This is a genomic window from Mesorhizobium sp. M8A.F.Ca.ET.202.01.1.1 (assembly GCF_004791595.1).
Taxonomy (GTDB): Bacteria; Pseudomonadota; Alphaproteobacteria; order Rhizobiales; family Rhizobiaceae; genus Mesorhizobium.
On sequence record NZ_SRUN01000001.1, the window covers coordinates 848,758 to 861,449 of the forward strand.

Sequence of the window (12,692 nt, forward strand, 5' to 3'; positions counted from 1 at the left end):
CGCCGCGATATCCCCGAACGGCAATCCTCGCGCACCCGGCCCTTAATGCTCAAGAATGCTTTCCTGATGCTGATCTCGCTTGCCATAGCCGTTGGCGGGGGCGGTGCCAGCGTCTGGTATGCGCTGAAGATCCAGGACGGCGTCGGCGCGATCAGGATCGGCCAGTGGACCGCCTTCCCCGACATCGGCACACCGGCCGCGGATCCCTATTCCAAGGCGCGCGTGGCGCGCGAGGGCGTGCTGGCGCTCGGCCGCGCCGAAGGCCTGTCCTTCGTGGCGGAAAATGATGCCGCCGGCGACCAGCTCAAGCGGGAATGCACCTACAGGATCGAGGGTGGATTTCCGACGGCCCGCTTCTGGACGCTTTATGCCGCCGATCAATCGCTCGGCGTCGTCGAGACGGGCAAATCGCGGCTTGCGGCACTTCAGTCCTACGAGGTGCTGCGCCAACCGGACAATTCGGTGATCATTTCCGTCGGCCATCACCCGATGCCGGGCAACTGGCTTCTGACCGACGGTTCGGGAAGGATGTACTTCGTCCTGACCTTCTATGACACGCCAATCGCCAGCAGCACCGGCCTGTCGGACGTTTCGCTGCCCAGGATCGTCAAGGCAGGCTGCGATGCGTAGTTTGCGTGCCGCACTGCGCAGGCTTCTGCATGCCATCCTGCTCGGCCTCGTCGGCGCCGGCATCGTCCACATTATCGTCCTGCTTCTGGTGCCGGAATTTTCGGAACGTGATGCCTGGTCGCGTCTCTCCCTGGCGTCGGATCTCTACAGGATGAATCGGCTCGACGCCGAAGCGGGCGGTGCGCCGGTGGTGAAGTCGGTCGACCCGCTGTTCTATGCCACGGCCTGCCGCTTCGACCTCGAGGAGGGAATGGTGCGGATCAAGGCACCAGGAAACGTCCCCTTCTGGTCGGTGTCGGTCTATGACCGCAGCGGTCACAATGTCTATTCCTTCAACGACCATACGGCGACGGGCGGCAAGCTGGATGCAGTCGTGCTGACGCCGGCGCAGATGATCGACGTGCGCAAGGACCTGCCCGAAGACCTGCAGGGAGCGATTTTTGTCGAGGCGCCCATCGACGAAGGCATCTTCGTCATCCGCAGCTTCGTGCCCGACGAGAGCTGGAAGCCGATCGTGTCGCGCTTTCTCGATCAAAGTTCCTGCGAGCTGCAGGATTTCTAGGCCGCCGACCAGAGGTCCAGAGCTGAAGGGCTGGCGGACCAGGCCACAGCCTTAAGGTTTAGTGATGCGGCACCGGCGTCCGTGGCGATCCCGGCTTGTCCGGGCCTGCGGGCCGCGCTTCGCCGGTGTTGGGCCGCTCATAACGGATGCCGGGAAATATGATCACGGCCGCCGGTATCTCGGTGGTTTGCTTGGCTCGATTGGTCGGTGCCGCACGCGGCACGAAAGACAGTACCATGCCCATGGTTCGCGCATTCCTCTCGGTTTCCCCGGAGCACAACGCAACGCCTCCAAATATCATTAAGGCCGGCAGAGGGTTAACGGACCGCTAACGGATCGTCGCTAACTTGATCTTTGTCTAGAGGTCAGAGCGTTCTGACCGAGGCAATCGCGAAGCCGGCACAGTTCCGGTGGCGCGAGGCCAAGTGTGTATCCGGTGTCAGGCGTATCCCTCGTGTCATCTTCGGACTTCAGGCAAATCGCGATCAGGACGGAATCGGGAAAAGCCGAAAGGTTGTTCCGCGCCGCCGTGTCGGCGTTCTGCTCACTGACGCGCCCGTCGCGCCGCGAGATCGGCCAGCTCGAGGACTTGACCCTGCCGCTGTTCGACGACGTGTCCGTCGAATCGCGACGCTACGTGGCAGCCGCCCTTTCCGAATGCGAATATGCACCCGCGGCCCTGGTGCGTCGCCTGTGCGAGGAGCCGGTCGATATTGCCGCGCCCTTACTCATTCGCTCCCGCGCGGTCAGCGATATCGACCTGATCGCGCTGATTGGCCGGCATGGACTGCCGCATGCGCGCGCCATTGCGCGGCGCAAGGAGCTGAACCCGACCATCGCCGATCTGATCAGGGCGCTTGAAAGACCGACCTTGGTGCGGGTGCGGGATCGGGAAACAGCCCCGGCGCAAGGCCTTGCCGTGAAGACGCAAGCGATGGCGGACAGCGCCGAAACCCAGCAGACGCCCGGCGTTGCCGCCGAGAACGCGCGGCGCAGGCTGCGCTCCATGATGCACACCGGCGACGAAGCCGTGGCCGCGAAGGTCGATGCGTTCCCAGGTGTGGAAACCTATGTCAAACTGCGCGAGACGGCCCTGACGGGAAACGCCGCCTTCTTCCAGACCGCGCTAGCGGACGCCCTCGACATTGATTTCTCGATCGCGCAATCGCTGACCGCCAACCAGAACTATGCGCCGCTGCTTGCGGCGCTGCGTTCGCTCGACTTCAGCGAGGACCGGGCATTCCTGATCACGGTTGCCGTCTATCCCGGCCTGTTCCCGCATCCGCAGGCCATCCGCACCTATCTCGACCGTTACCGCCTGCTGCATCGCGATGCGGCCCTGGAGACGGTGCGGGGATGGAAAGCCGAAACCCTGTCGAAGGCGGCTCGCAACGTTTCGCCGACGAACGGCGACAGCCGCAAGGCCTCGAACGGCGACGAAGCCGACGCCCCCGGCCTCAGGGCGTCTTCACGGAAATAAGCTCCTCGACGGGAACGCTCCCGGCCTCGATCTCGACCACCCAGATGTCGGGATCGAATTTTTTCTCGCGCTCAAGTCTCGCATCCAGCACGGCGGCATCATCGCCGGTGGCGAGAAGGCTGAAAAAACGGTCCTCGGGCTTGGCCGAATCGTAGCTTGTCTGCGGTGCCGGCCCGTAGAGAGCCGTTTCACCCATCCTGCCCCGCGCCAGGATGAACACAGCCCCGGCCTCGGTCGCACCGCGATTGACCACGGCGGCAAATCCGCCAGCGCCAAAAACCCGGCGCAACAGGGCCGACACCCACAGATCAGCGGTTACACGCATGGAAGACTCCCGACGACATGCGGGCTCTCTATCGAAATTTCCCATGCAGGGCGAGCCGTCGTTTCGGCCGTCAGTTGGTCAGGCCGATCTCGCGCATCTTGACGTAGACGATCTCGTCGGGCTCGCCGGTCTGCGGCAGTCCGAACAGCGACTGGAATTCCTTGATCGCCGCCTTGGTGCGTGCACCGACGACGCCATCCAGTTGCATGTCATCATTGCCGAAGGCCTTGAGCCCGGCCTGGATCTTGACGATGCGGGGGTCGGGTCCTTCGGTGGAGGCCGGGGCGGAACTCGTCTGCCCGGAATTCGTCTGCCCAGTATTCGTCTGCCCAGAATTCGTCTGCAACGACACGGGAACGGCGGCCGACGGCATGGCGGGACGAGGCTGCGGCTTGGGCACGGCGGCGGTCTTCGGCGTTGCCCCCAACTGGTCCAGCAGCAGCGCGTCGATCTCGCCCGAGGCGTTCAGCCCGACCTTCTGCTGATAGGCCTGTATGGCCTTGCGCGTGTTGGGGCCGGAAATGCCGTCGACGGTACCAGAATAGAAATCGAGATCCTTCAATATGCCCTGCACCTGCTCGACCACCGGATCGCCCTTGATCGGGGCGGGCGCAGCGTTGGGCCGCACGATGTTGATCGTTGTCTCCGGCTCGTCGGCTGCGTGCGGAAAGCCCTGGAAATTGCGTGTGGCGAAAAATGCCCCGGCGTGCGGGAAAGGCTGATACCACAGTGCATTCGCCGAGACGTAGAACAGCGTCACCAGGAATGCGGTCGATCCTCCCACAAGGACGGGATTGCGCGAAATCATGCCGCCAACGGCGATGGCGCCGTCCTGAAAGGCATTGCTGCGGCGTTTGACCGCCTTAGGCTGTTTTGCGGAGCGAGCCATTTCCGTCCCCTTTCGCCCTCGTCACCGGCATCGTCAGCACTCCGGTTTGGTTGGCGGGGCGTCCCTTCGGCCCGCTGACCGGCAGGCTGATGGTCACCGTGGTGCCCTCGCCCGGCATGCTTTCGATCGACATGGTCCCTTCATGCAAGGCGACCAGCCCCTTCACCAGGGAAAGGCCAAGACCCGTCCCCTCGAAACGGCGGGTATAATCGTTCTGGATCTGCATGAAGGGCTTGCCGAGATTGGCGAAATCCTCCTCGGCGATGCCGATGCCGGTGTCCCTGACCCAGAAATGCAGACGTGAGCCGATCCGCTTGGCGCCGACGACGACGTCGCCGCCGTCGGGGGTGAACTTGATCGCGTTGGAAACGAGGTTGATGAGCATCTGCTGTACGGCGCGGCGATCGGCATTGATATCGCCTGCGTCAGGGGCGATCTGCGTCCGCAGGTCGATATTCTTGGCCTGTGCCTGCAGCCGCATCATAGACTGGCACATGTCCACGGCTTCCACGAACCGGAACGGCTCCGGTTCGGTGGCGTAGACGCCCGATTCGATCCTCGATACGTCGAGTATGGATGTCACGACTGCCAGCAAATGCTGGCCCGAATCCCGCACGAGGCCGACATATTCCTTCTGGCGCGGGTCCTTGAAGGCGCCGAACATCTCATGCAGCAGCATGTCGGAGAAGCCGATGATGGCGTTCAACGGCGTGCGCAGTTCATGGCTCACCACCGCCAGGAACCTGCCCTTGGCCACTTCGGCGGCGGCCGCCGTCTCATTGGCTTGCGCCAGTTCTTCGCGCAGCCGCGCTGTCTCGTCATTCTCGCGCAGGACAAGCGTGAAGACGTCGCTTTGTTCCTCGCCGCGCACCAGTTCCAGCGCGAATGGCTGATAGTTGTCGGCCACAAACCCATTTCCGTTCTGGGTGCCGTTGCCACTCTGGGGCAGCCTGATGCGCAATTCGAGACGACGCGACAGTGCGCCGTCTCGCATGTCGGCCAGGGCGCTGAGATAGGCGACACGGTCCGACAGGTGGACGCGGTCGAAGAGGCCCGTTCCGGACAACAGCTCAGGCGGCAATTTCAGAAGCGTACGCGCCTTGGCGGACGCATCCACGACTTCGCCGTGGCGGGCGATCCGCAAGACCACCGCGTCGATGATGTCTTCCAATCGGTCCCCTGCATCGACCGTATCGGCCGCGCCGGCGGTACCGCGAAAAGCCGATATGCGCGGGATGAGGGTCAGCGCCCAGGCCAATGGCACCAACCAATGCCAGGCGGCGATGTGCGCGTCCACGAAGGGGAGGAAGGCGGCCGACAGGGACTGAATGGCGATGGCGATGGCGGCCGAGGCGCCCCCCCACAATGCCGCACGCCGCGACGCGCCGATCCACCAGGCTTCGAATGGCAGCGCCAGGGCAAGCATGGCGACAGGTGAACTCAATCCGCCTGCGGCACCGATGAGACCGCCAAGGGCAATCGCCGCCATCGCCAGCGCGATCGGTCCCGCGGCGGCCATCTTGCCGGTCGCGGCCACCAGGAGGGCGACGAACCAGCACAGACCGAAGGCGGCGAAAATGGCGGCCATGGTCACGGCGGCCCCCATGCCCGATGTAACCAGCGTGACCGCGGCACCCGCTGCAAAGAACGGCGCGGCCAGCATCACGCCTATGAAACGGCGCTGGCGCTCGCGGTCGCTGCGCCCGAGAACGCTGGGATGAACCATGCGTTCACAACCGGCCGCCATTGCGCCAGGCAATTCAGCGTATCTGGCCTCGATCGGCATCAACTCAACGCACTCGCACTCGTCGGGAACAGCTCTGCTTTTGCAGATTGTCTTGATTGGCTTTGAAACTCGCATCCAGCGTTTAAGGAATGGATAAGGCAGGGCCGACCAAGGCCGGCCCTGCGGGAAATATCGGGATGACGGCCGCCGAAAACCCGGGCAAATGCAGCCATAGTAAACGGAGGGTTATTCGCGAACGCCCGCCATCAGCGGCCAAGCGGCAGGAACGGGATCGCCTTGATTTGCGAAAAATGTCATATAAACAAATAGATAAATGGTTATCGGATGGTAACGAGAATCGTCCCGATATGAAACAAATCGACAGCAAAAACGCTTCGTTTCGAATTTGCCTAAAATTTGAGGAAAATTCTCGGCGATCATGCAAGCCGTCTTTCGTCCCTGTGTGCCAATATCCTGCCCATAAAAGAGGTCATGCCATATGATGCATGATCCGGTCACGACGAGAGGCAAGGCATGTTCTTCCTGATAAGAATGGCTTTCTGGTTTTCACTTGTGCTGCTGGCGCTGCCGCTGGGCGTCGGGTCCGATGAAACGGGCCAGGAAAGCGTCGGGCCGATCCAGGCCCTGTTCGCGGCGCGCGACGCCGTCGGCGACATCGCCGGAATCTGCGAACGCAAGCCCGATGTCTGCGAAACCGGCAAGTCGGCGATGCACACCATCACCGCACGCGCCAAGGAGACCGCCAAGATCGCGGCCGCCATGCTGGACGACAAGTCCGCCGGCCCCGACACCTCGACAATGACGGGCAGCGTGCCGGACGAAATCGTCCTGCCCCAGACGGTCAACCTGCCGATAAAGAATTAAGCCGTCTCGACGGCGCACCGCGGATCGTTTGCCCTCTCGACGCCCGCGGTGTCCTTGTTTTTTCCGTGACGCGGCGCCGCCGCGTGACTATATCCGGGTCATGACGACCACGATCCAGACGATCCGCGACGACTTCTCGTTCCTCGAGGAATGGGAGGACCGCTATCGTTACGTCATCGAGCTCGGCGAAGCGCTGCCTCCCTTCCCCGATGCGGAGCGCAACGCCGCCAACAAGGTGCCGGGTTGCGTCAGCCAGGTCTGGCTGACCACCGAACGGGGTTCGGGCGCCGATCCCGTCATCACCTTCACGGGCGATTCGGACGCCCATATCGTGCGCGGACTGGTCGCGATCATGTTGGCGCTGTTTTCCGGAAAGACAGCCAGCGAAATCCAGAAAACCGACGCTGAAGCAACGCTGAAGGCACTCGGCCTCGACGAGCACCTGTCCCCCCAGCGCGCCAACGGCCTTCGCTCGATGGTCAAGCGCATCAAGCGCGACGCCGAGATGGCGCTCGCGCAGACTGCCTGACAGGCTTCTTCACACCTTTCCTGGAATTGCTCTGGCCCTCAAAATCAAACGGCGCCCGAAGGCGCCGTCCGATTTCAGGTCCAATCCGGCAGTATCGGCTACCGCGCCTTGCGCTTGCGGCCGAGGCCCATCTTCTTGGCAAGCTGCGAGCGGGCCGCCGCGTAGTTCGGGGCAACCATCGGATAGCTTGGGTCCAGGTTCCACTTTTCGCGATACTGATCGGGCGTCAGATCGTAGTGGGTCATCAGGTGACGCTTGAGCGACTTGAACTTCTTGCCGTCTTCAAGACAGACAATGTAGTCGTCGTGAACCGAGCGCTTCGGGTTGACAGCCGGCTTCTGCTTGTCCGCAGGCGGCTGTTCGACGGTACCGCCCACACGCCCAAGAGCGGCGTGGACATCGGATATCAGGTTCGGCAGTTCGCCGACCGGCACGGGATTGTTGCTGACATAGGCAGCCACCACATCGGCGGTGAGCTCGATCAGCGCATCATTGTTTCTGGAAGGTGTTTCGACAATATCCATGGTCTTCAGGCCCCAACAAGAGTTACGTCGGTCTGCGCCCTTTTTTACAAGCAGGGCATTGCACGAATTTTTTGCAGATAGAGCATCCGCGATTCGTGTCACGGGGACATCAATGCGACCACACGTCAAGTAAGTCAATTCGCTCTTTGCATTATATTTAGGAATGTTGATCAACTATTCCGGGATCAGCTTCAATCTTTCGTGCACCATGTAATTTTTCGATATTTCGGTCGCCAAACGGACAAAGGCTGACGTTGGGTCAGCTAATCGTTACATTCGCGATAACTCACAAAACAAGCTTCAATGCTCCGGTTTGCTTGACGAGCACACCGGCAAGCTTGGTTGTTCACACCTGTCCACAAAACCACAGGTTGCCAAACCATTCCCCGGTCAAGCAGGCCACTCCGGGGTCAAAGCGGCACGATGTATCCGCCATAGGCCCAGCCGGTGACGAAGACGCCGTTCCTGGCGGGGTCATGCCAGACTTCGCACCAGCGATAGCGAACCGTCTGCTGCTCTTTCCATGCCGCCTGGCCGGCAATATCGAGCAGATCCATGCCGCCAGTGCATCGTCCGGTCATCTGCAGGACGGTCCCGTTCGGGTATGCGGCCTGCTTCTGGGAGATGCCCGACGGATATTTACGCACATTGAGCGTATCGCCGAACGACACATTGGCCCCTTGCCAAGCTGCGAATACGGTCGCATGAGACTGGCCGGCAAAGATCAGGGTCAACGAAGCGACGGCGAAGACCGCAGCAAAACGAGACCGAATAGTCATCTTCTCTCCTCCCGACCATCTCAGGGCCCGACACCACCCTCTACGCAACAGCTCTTGAACCCGCGCTGATCTGCGCGTTCATACATCGATCAAGATATTTCCAGAGCGAGACGCAATGACCAGGACTTCCCGATTTCCGACCGTCAACCCGCCTGCCCCCGAAAAAAGGCCGGTCTCGGATACGCATCACGGCATCACGCGAACCGATGACTATGCCTGGCTGCGGGCGGATAACTGGCAGGAGATGTTCAGGGACCCTTCCTTGCTCGATCCTGGGATCCGCGCCGAACTCGAAGCCGAGAATGCCTACCAGTCGGCGCTGATGGCCGACACGTCGGATCTGCAAAAGCAGCTTTTCAAGGAAATGAAGGGCCGCATCAAGGAAGACGATTCTTCCGTTCCCATGAAGGACGGTCCTTACGCCTATGGGTCTTCCTTCAAGCTTGGCGGCGAGCAGCCGCGCTATTTCCGCATGCCGCGCGACGGCGGACTCGAGCAGATCCTGCTCGACGGCGACGCCGAGGCCGAGGGCAAGGCCTATTTCCGGCTTGGCGGCGTCGATCATTCGGCCGATCATCGCAAGCTGCTGTGGGCCTTCGACGACAAGGGTTCCGAATTCTACACGCTGCGTGTGCGCGACCTTGCCGATGGCAGGGAACTGGCGGACCAGATTCCCGCCACCGGCGGTTCGGGCGTCTGGGACGCAGGCAATGACGGGTTCTTCTATACGCGTCTCGATCCGAACCACCGGCCGTCCAAAGTGCTGTTCCACGCCTTGGGCCAAGATCCTGAAAACGACCGCCTGATCTATGAGGAAACCGACCCCGGCTTCTTCATGAACGTCGACGGGACCCGCAACAATCAATGGATCATGATCGGCATCAACGATCACGAGACTTCGGAATATCGCCTGTTGAGCGCCAGCGATCCGTTTGCCGAGCCGAAGCTGGTGTCGGCGCGCGAGACCGGCCTTCAGTATGAGCTGGAGGAAGGCGGCGACATATTCTTCATCCTGACCAATGCGGACGGTGCCAAGGACTTCAAGATCATGACGGCGCCGGCGAGCGATCCTGTCCGCGCCAACTGGCAGGAACTGGTGCCGCATGAACCGGGCCGGCTGATCCTGTCGGTGATCGGCTTCAAGGACCACATGGTCCGGCTCGAGCGCAAGGAAGGCCTGCCGCGCATCGTCGTGCGTGACCGCGCCAGCGGCGAAGAGCATCTGATCTTCTTCGATGAGGAAGCCTTCTCGCTCGGCCTTTCGGGGTCCCTGGAATACGACACCGAGATGATGCGCTTTTCCTACTCGTCGATGACGACGCCGTCGCAGATGTTCGACTACAACATGCGCACCCGTGAGCGTGTGCTGCTCAAGACCCAGGAAGTGCCGTCCGGCCACGACCCGCATCAATACGTCACGAGGCGGCTGATGGCGCCCGCGGCCGATGGCGAACTGGTGCCGATCTCGCTTCTGCACCACCGCGACACGCCGCTGGACGGCTCCGCGCCCTGCCTGCTCTACGGTTATGGCTCCTATGGCATTGCCGTGCCGGCCGCCTTCAATACCAACTGGTTCTCACTCGTCGACCGCGGCCTAGTCTTTGCCATTGCCCATGTCCGCGGCGGCAAGGACAAGGGTTATGGCTGGTACGATGACGGCAAGCGGGCACAGAAGATGAACACCTTCACCGATTTCATCGCCTGCGCCCGTCACCTCGTTGCCGAGCGCTATACCGCGCATGACCGCATCGTCGCGCAGGGCGGCTCGGCCGGCGGCATGCTGATGGGCGCCATCGCCAACATGGCGCCGGATTGCTTCGGAGGCATCGTGGCCGAGGTTCCGTTCGTCGACGTGCTTACCACCATGCTCGACGCGACGCTGCCGCTGACCCCGCCGGAATGGCCGGAATGGGGCAATCCGATTGCATCGGCCGACGACTACCGGACGATCGCCGCCTATTCGCCCTACGACAATGTTGCCGCGCTCGACTACCCGGCGATCCTGGCGCTCGCCGGTCTTACCGATCCGCGCGTCACCTATTGGGAGCCGGCCAAGTGGGTGGCGCGGCTGCGTGACCGCAAGAGCGGCGATAATCCGGTGCTGTTCAAGATCAACATGGATTCCGGCCATGCCGGCGCGTCCGGCCGGTTTTCACGCCTGGAGGAGATCGCCTATACCTATGCCTTCACCCTGAAGGTGACGGACAAGGCATAGCTAACGGAGGAACGCCGCGGTGATCGATCTGTCCACATTGATAGCCTATATCGCGGTTGTGTTCGGCTTTGTCTTCATTCCGGGTCCGGCCACATTGTTGACGATCGCGCGCGCGACGAGTTCGGGAACCAGGGTCGGGATCGCCACCGGCGCCGGGATCGCGGCCGGCGATGTGTTTCATACCGTCATGGCGATGGTCGGCATCTCGGCGATCATCGCCACATCGGCGACGCTGTTCAGCATCGTGAAGTATATCGGCGCGGCCTATCTCGTTTACCTCGGCATTCGCGCCATCATCGAGAAAGCGCCGACCGATCCGACCGCCGGCGCGCTTGCAATCTCCGCCGGCAAGGCGTTTCGACTGGCTGTCCTGACCGAGGTGCTCAACCCCAAGACCGCGCTTTTCTTCCTCGCTTTCCTGCCTCAGTTCGTGCGGCCCGAAAACGGATCGGCGATGGTTCAGTTGGCCGTATTGGGGATCATCTTCGTCGTGCTGGGCCTATTCAGCACGGTTGTGTTCGCGGTGAGCGCGGGGCGGCTCGGCAGTTTCCTGCACCGAAATCCGACAGTGCTGAAATGGCAGGGCAAGGTTGTCGGCGGCATCTATTGTGCGCTCGGTGTACGCCTGGCCTTGCAACAGCGCTGAGGTCAGGCAGCCACGCGTCTGTCGGCAGGCATGATGATCATGACTTTTTGAATTCCGCGCGGCTCATTTCCGCTCGCAATTGCGACGCTCGCGCGTTACCCAAAGCACGACTTTTCCCGGCCACGAAGCCCACACTCGCACAAGGGTCCATCATGCTGCTCGTCGACGTCTATCTCGACAAATCGCCGATCCAGGGCATCGGTGTGTTTGCCAAGCACCACATTGCCAAGGGCACGCTGGTCTGGAAGCTCGACCCCCGGTTCGACCGGATCATCGACGTCGAGACCTATGAGGGCGAGACCGGGCCGGTGAAGAACTATCTCGACCGCTATTCCTACCCCGACCGGCGCGATCCGGCCTATATCGTCTTCGAAGCCGACGACGCCCGCTACATGAACCATGACGACGAGCCGAATTGCGATGTCTCGTCGCCCGAGGAAACCTACGCCTTGCGCGACATCGCGCCCGGCGAGGAGATGACCTGCAACTACAACCATTTCTTCGAAACGGGCTTCGATTTCCTCGGCGATCGACACCTGCAGTCCGAAGACTAGTTCGTGCTTTTCTTGCGCGGCGGATAGCCGTTGGGATGCGGCGGTACCGCCTTGAGATAGGCGGCAATCGCCGCACGGTCGTCCGCCGTCAGCTCGGCCATGTTGCGCTGCACATCGACCATCGCGCCGCCAGCGGAATCGAAATCCGGCGTGAACCCGGTTTCGAGGTAGTTGGCAATGTCGGCTTCCGACCAGTTGGTGATGCCACTCCCACCCGAAGTGATGTTCGGCACGACGCCCGAGCCCTCGGCTGCCACAGCACCGGCCAGCCATTCGCTTTTCCTGATGCCGCCAGCCAAGTCGCGGGGCGTATGGCATTCGCCGCAATGACCTGGCCCTTCGACCAGATAGCGGCCTGCCATCACGGGTTCCGGCGTGCCGCCAGGCAGCGGAATGACAGGCTGGTCGCTGAGATAGAGGCGCTTCCATAGGCCAATGCCGCGCCGGATGTTGAACGGGAACGCCAGCGAATTGCCCGGCGTCTTGCCGGCGACGGCGGGAAGCGTCTTCAGGAAGGCATAGAGATCGGCAATGTCGGAAGGTTTCATGCGCGCGTAGGACGCGTAGGGAAACGCCGGATACAAATGATGACCCGAGGGCGATACGCCTTTCAACATGGCGTTGGCGAGATCCTCGGCCGACCATGCGCCGATGCCGTCCTTGGGGTCTTGCGAAATATTGGGCGGAACGAAGGTGCCGAACGGCGTCTTGAGTTCAAGGCCACCCACGAGCTGAAGCCGTGCATCGCCCTGCGACCCAGGTTTCGCATGGCAGGAGGTGCAGCCGCCTGCATAAAAAATCCGCTTGCCCCGAACAGCATCGCCGGGGCCGAGTTGCGCCAACGCCGCCGCATCAAGCTTGACCGGCGCCGACAGCAGCCAACCGGCTGCCGCGCCGACGACGCCCAGAACGAGGGCCGCGCCGACGAGCTTCTTCAGCCATGCCATA

At 62.0% G+C, this 12,692-nt stretch carries 15 protein-coding genes; 8 read left to right on the forward strand and 7 right to left on the reverse strand.

Translation table 11 applies throughout. The annotated features are described in order from the left end of the window. Positions 1–45 precede the first annotated feature (45 nt). Positions 46–630 (forward strand): DUF1214 domain-containing protein, encoded by a 585-nt coding sequence (locus tag EN845_RS04495; RefSeq protein WP_127871333.1) that lies wholly within the window; start codon positions 46–48, stop codon positions 628–630. Then, positions 623–1,192, forward strand: coding sequence for a DUF1254 domain-containing protein (locus EN845_RS04500; protein WP_127277827.1), 570 nt, complete (start codon positions 623–625; stop codon positions 1,190–1,192). The genes EN845_RS04495 and EN845_RS04500 overlap by 8 nt, the downstream gene beginning before the upstream one ends. 58 nt (positions 1,193–1,250) lie before the next feature. Here the strand turns inward: EN845_RS04500 and EN845_RS04505 are convergent, their stop codons facing one another. Next, entirely contained in the window at positions 1,251–1,436 is a 186-nt protein-coding gene (locus EN845_RS04505) for a hypothetical protein (protein WP_127277826.1), read from the reverse strand. A gap of 210 nt (positions 1,437–1,646) precedes the next feature. Here EN845_RS04505 and EN845_RS04510 point away from each other — a divergent pair, with 210 nt between their 5' ends. Continuing rightward, the gene (locus EN845_RS04510; RefSeq protein ID WP_167531188.1) at positions 1,647–2,672 is read left to right on the forward strand and encodes a hypothetical protein; all 1,026 of its coding nucleotides are present in this window, start codon (positions 1,647–1,649) and stop codon (positions 2,670–2,672) included. Here EN845_RS04510 and EN845_RS04515 read toward each other — a convergent pair. From EN845_RS04515 to EN845_RS04525, 3 genes are all read right to left on the reverse strand, one after another. Beyond that, positions 2,650–2,997 carry a DUF1491 family protein gene (locus EN845_RS04515; protein WP_127871331.1) on the reverse strand — a complete coding sequence of 116 codons (348 nt, stop codon included), beginning with the start codon at positions 2,995–2,997 and terminating at the stop codon, positions 2,650–2,652. The genes EN845_RS04510 and EN845_RS04515 overlap by 23 nt on opposite strands. A gap of 70 nt (positions 2,998–3,067) precedes the next feature. Further along, positions 3,068–3,886 carry a peptidoglycan-binding protein gene (locus EN845_RS04520; RefSeq protein ID WP_127871330.1) on the reverse strand — a complete coding sequence of 273 codons (819 nt, stop codon included), beginning with the start codon at positions 3,884–3,886 and terminating at the stop codon, positions 3,068–3,070. After that, the gene (locus EN845_RS04525) at positions 3,861–5,612 is read right to left on the reverse strand and encodes a HAMP domain-containing sensor histidine kinase (protein WP_127277822.1); all 1,752 of its coding nucleotides are present in this window, start codon (positions 5,610–5,612) and stop codon (positions 3,861–3,863) included. Before EN845_RS04525 ends, EN845_RS04520 begins: the two co-directional genes overlap by 26 nt. A gap of 534 nt (positions 5,613–6,146) precedes the next feature. Between EN845_RS04525 and EN845_RS04530 the strand changes: the two genes are divergently transcribed. Together EN845_RS04530 and EN845_RS04535 are read left to right on the forward strand one after the other, a co-directional pair. Next, positions 6,147–6,497 carry a DUF5330 domain-containing protein gene (locus EN845_RS04530; protein ID WP_127277820.1) on the forward strand — a complete coding sequence of 117 codons (351 nt, stop codon included), beginning with the start codon at positions 6,147–6,149 and terminating at the stop codon, positions 6,495–6,497. A 100-nt stretch (positions 6,498–6,597) separates the two neighbouring features. Continuing rightward, positions 6,598–7,026 (forward strand): SufE family protein, encoded by a 429-nt coding sequence (locus tag EN845_RS04535; RefSeq protein ID WP_127277819.1) that lies wholly within the window; start codon positions 6,598–6,600, stop codon positions 7,024–7,026. A gap of 98 nt (positions 7,027–7,124) precedes the next feature. Here EN845_RS04535 and EN845_RS04540 read toward each other — a convergent pair whose 3' ends face one another. Next, on the reverse strand, positions 7,125–7,550 hold the full coding sequence (locus EN845_RS04540) for a MucR family transcriptional regulator (protein WP_027143963.1): 426 nt from the start codon (positions 7,548–7,550) through the stop codon (positions 7,125–7,127). 410 nt (positions 7,551–7,960) lie between these two features. Next, complete coding sequence (locus EN845_RS04545; RefSeq protein ID WP_127871329.1) at positions 7,961–8,329, reverse strand: SH3 domain-containing protein; 369 nt, start codon at positions 8,327–8,329, stop codon at positions 7,961–7,963. Between the two features lie 115 nt (positions 8,330–8,444). Between EN845_RS04545 and EN845_RS04550 the strand changes: the two genes are divergently transcribed. The 3 genes from EN845_RS04550 (at position 8,445) to EN845_RS04560 (ending at position 11,744) form a co-directional block, all read left to right on the forward strand. Then, the gene (locus EN845_RS04550; RefSeq protein WP_127871328.1) at positions 8,445–10,544 is read left to right on the forward strand and encodes a S9 family peptidase; all 2,100 of its coding nucleotides are present in this window, start codon (positions 8,445–8,447) and stop codon (positions 10,542–10,544) included. A 19-nt stretch (positions 10,545–10,563) separates the two neighbouring features. After that, positions 10,564–11,190: a LysE family translocator gene (locus EN845_RS04555; RefSeq protein WP_127277816.1), complete on the forward strand. Its 627-nt coding sequence runs from the start codon at positions 10,564–10,566 to the stop codon at positions 11,188–11,190. Positions 11,191–11,342: 152 nt separating this feature from the next. Next, positions 11,343–11,744 (forward strand): SET domain-containing protein-lysine N-methyltransferase, encoded by a 402-nt coding sequence (locus EN845_RS04560; protein WP_127277815.1) that lies wholly within the window; start codon positions 11,343–11,345, stop codon positions 11,742–11,744. Here the strand turns inward: EN845_RS04560 and EN845_RS04565 are convergent. Further along, entirely contained in the window at positions 11,741–12,691 is a 951-nt protein-coding gene (locus EN845_RS04565; RefSeq protein WP_127277814.1) for a cytochrome c, read from the reverse strand. The genes EN845_RS04560 and EN845_RS04565 overlap by 4 nt on opposite strands. Position 12,692: the final 1 nt, after the last annotated feature.